Origin of the sequence: Gaiella occulta (assembly GCF_003351045.1) — a bacterium.
Lineage (GTDB): Bacteria > Actinomycetota > Thermoleophilia > Gaiellales > Gaiellaceae > Gaiella > Gaiella occulta.
Genome location: NZ_QQZY01000022.1, coordinates 1 through 1,838 on the forward strand (window position 1 = coordinate 1; position 1,838 = coordinate 1,838).

Genomic DNA, 1,838 nt, shown 5'->3' on the forward strand with positions numbered 1-1,838 from the left:
TCCCACGCTTGCGGTGTCAACCGCCGCAGCGACAAGAGGAGGCCGCGCGGGATGCTGACAGAGGAGGAGTTCGTGGAAGCGAGTGCTCTACACCGCCGCGGGTGGTCGATCTCGGCGATCGCCCGCCACCTCGGCCGCGACCGTAAGACGATCCGCGCCTACCTGCGCGGGGAGCGGAGGCCGGGGGTGCGTCGCCGCACCGTCCCCGACCACTTCGCCCCCTTCGAGCCGTATGCGCGCGAGCGCCTCGCCGAGGACCCGCACCTGTGGGGCTCGGCGCTCTACGACGAGGTGGTGGCCCTCGGCTACCCGCGCAGCTACGTCACCTTCGTCCGCGAGCTCCGCCGGCGCGGGCTGCGGCCGCGCTGCGAGGCCTGCGCCGTGGTCAAGGGCCGCCCGACGGTCGAGATCGCCCATCCCCCGGGGGAGGAGATCCAGTGGGACTGGCTCGAGCTGCCGGGCGCTCCCTGGGGCGGCGAGGCGCACCTGCTGGTCGGGACGCTCTCCCACTCGGGCACGTTTCGGGCGGTCTTCGCCGAGGGCGAGGATCAGGCGCACCTGGTCGGGGCGCTCGACGGGGTGCTCCGCCGCCTGGGCGGGACGGCCCGACGCTGGCGCGTCGACCGGATGGCGACGGTCTGCGATCGCTCGACGGGTCGTCTCCTTCCGAGCTTCGCCGCCGTCGCCCGCTACTACGGCGTCTCCGTCGACGTCTGCGCGCGCTACCGCGCCAATCGCAAGGGCGCGGTCGAGTCGCGCAACCACTTCCTCGCCCAGCGCTTCTGGCGGACGCTGCGGGCTCAGACGCCGCAGGAGGCGCAGTCCAAGCTCGACCGCTTCTCGGAGACGATCGGCGACCGGCGCCGCCGTGGCGGGCAGAGCGTGGCCGAGCTCGCCGCGGCCGAGCGGCTGCTGCCGCTGCCGGTGCTCCCCTACCCGGCGACGCTCGAGGTCGAGCGGGTCGTCTCCGCCGCCTGTCTCGTCTCCTACGAGGGCAACCGCTACTCGGTCCCGCCGGGGCTGCACGGACAGCGGGTGAGCGTGCGCCGCCGGCTGGGAAGCGAGCAGATCGAGCTCGTCTCCGCCGCCGGCTCGGTCGTCGCCTCGCACCGCCTCGCCCCGGCCGGCGCGGGGGCTCTGCGACGACACGCCGAGCACCGGGTCGCGCTCGAGCAGGTCGTGCTGCAGAGCCTGACGAGCGGCCGACCCTGCCGGCGCAAGCGAAACCGGCCGCCGGGCGAGGCAGCGCTCGCCGCCGCGGCCGCGCTGGTCGGCGCGGAGTCCGACGTCTCGGTCTCGCTCGAGGCCTACGCCCGCTACGCGGAGGCATCGCGATGACCGCCGCCGAGAGCCGCTACCAGAAGCTGCGGCAGCACCTGCACTACCTGCGCCTGGAGGCCGCCGCCGAGGCGCTCCCGGGCGAGCTCGAGCGCGCCCGCAAGCAAAAGCTCTCGCACACCGCCTTCCTCGAGCGGCTGCTCCAGATCGAGGTCGAGGCGACCGAGGCCCGCCGCCTCGCCGGGCGGCTGCGTTTCGCCAGCCTGCCCGCGCCCTGGACCTTGGACGACTTCGACTTCGACGCCCAGCCCGCGCTCGACCGAAAGCTCGTCGACGAGCTCGCATCGCTGCGCTTCGTCGAGGAGGCCGCCAACCTCTTGCTCGTCGGCCCACCCGGGGTGGGCAAGACGATGCTCGCGGTCTGTCTCGCCCGGCAGACGGTCGAGGCGGGCTACCGCGTCTACTACACCTCCGCCGCCGACCTCGCCGCCCGCTGCCACCGGGCCGCGCTCGAGGGCCGCTGGGCAACCGCCATGCGCTTCTACTGCGGCCCCGCGCTG

The 1,838-nt window shown here is 74.4% G+C and carries 2 protein-coding genes; both read left to right on the top strand.

The features are described from left to right. The first annotated feature begins 51 nt into the window (after positions 1 to 51). Positions 52 to 1,338 carry an IS21 family transposase gene (gene istA, locus Gocc_RS15520; RefSeq protein WP_181813754.1) on the top strand — a complete coding sequence of 429 codons (1,287 nt, stop codon included), beginning with the start codon at positions 52 to 54 and terminating at the stop codon, positions 1,336 to 1,338. Then, a partial coding sequence (locus Gocc_RS15525) for an ATP-binding protein (RefSeq protein WP_114797488.1) occupies positions 1,335 to 1,838 on the top strand: 504 nt, incomplete at its 3' end. The genes istA and Gocc_RS15525, both read left to right, overlap by 4 nt.